The following is a 675-nucleotide window of genomic DNA, read 5'->3' as shown; positions in this document are numbered from 1 at the left end:
TCAAACCCATTCGGCCCAGTGACGCGCACATCTTGACTATCGAGACTGGAAACTTTCACCGCTTGATTATCGCTGTAGGTAACGGTGAAGGTGTAACTATTATTACTGCCTAAATTTAGGGTGGTATCGTTAGCTGTGGCAGTTGCTGTGGGTGCAGTGGTATCGGGAGTTGGGGTTGTAACTGGAATAAACTCTACATAGTCAAACCTGCCATTTTCTCCACGTTCTAAGGTTCCAGTCAGTTTAATTTCATCGCCTTGAGTCAGATTAACCCCAGAAATTGTTTTTGAGGTCAAGGTTGTAGCTGAAGCCCGAGTATCTCCTAGGGATTGAGCAGCAGTCCATTGACTAACGGTATTCCCGGCGACGGAAACGGAGAAGGGAGATATACCATCGTTTTCGTCAAAATATCCGACTACGATATCATATAGACCCGATACTCCGCTAAAGGCTTGGGTCGCATTTCCGGTGGTATTGGGACTTGATAAACCAATAAATTTACCCGCAGAGGCAAAGGTTCCCGACTCAATCTTATACCCGGCTAAGGTCATATTTTCAGCTTCTACTCTCACCTTGGAGGCTGGAGGGGGTGAAGACTGAACGTTAATGTTAAAGGTATCTAAGCTACTACTAACAACGGTATTATCACTGGTATCGCTAACTTGGCTGGCTTCT

General features: G+C 45.6%; 1 protein-coding gene. It reads right to left on the bottom strand.

Features of this window, described 5'->3' with window-relative positions; genetic code table 11:
* Positions 1 to 675, bottom strand: a 675-nt coding sequence (locus PL8927_RS28280; RefSeq protein ID WP_197047605.1) for a carbohydrate-binding protein, incomplete at both ends; no start/stop codon positions are given.

Origin of the sequence: Planktothrix serta PCC 8927 (assembly GCF_900010725.2) — a bacterium.
Lineage (GTDB): Bacteria > Cyanobacteriota > Cyanobacteriia > Cyanobacteriales > Microcoleaceae > Planktothrix > Planktothrix serta.
This window is presented reverse-complemented; position numbering and strand designations above follow the sequence as displayed.